We start from the raw sequence: 303 nt of genomic DNA on the forward strand, positions 1-303 counted from the left end.
GACCCGTTAATAAATCACGACCACGAATCTCCATGTTATCGATACCTTCTGGCTCACCAGCACTACCAATTTCCACTTTAATCGTCTCTGAAGTCCGGTCACCAATCATTAAATTATACGTTTTACTTATGTAGCTCACGATTGCATCGTCCATTTCATCTCCAGCAACACGCACTGACTGGATTGTAACGATTCCGCCAAGGGAAATAATCGCCACTTCCGTCGTTCCTCCACCGATATCCACAACCATGCTTCCAGTTGGTTCCCATACCGGAAGATTAGCTCCAATTGCGGCTGCAAACG

1 protein-coding gene is annotated in these 303 nt (G+C 46.2%); it reads right to left on the reverse strand.

What is annotated here, in order from left to right:
* A partial coding sequence (locus PZE06_RS27925) for a rod shape-determining protein (protein ID WP_275792391.1) occupies positions 1 to 303 on the reverse strand: 303 nt, incomplete at both ends.

The sequence above is a fragment of the Robertmurraya sp. DFI.2.37 genome (genome assembly GCF_029211245.1).
GTDB classification, from domain to species: Bacteria; Bacillota; Bacilli; order Bacillales; family Cytobacillaceae; genus Robertmurraya; species Robertmurraya methanolica_A.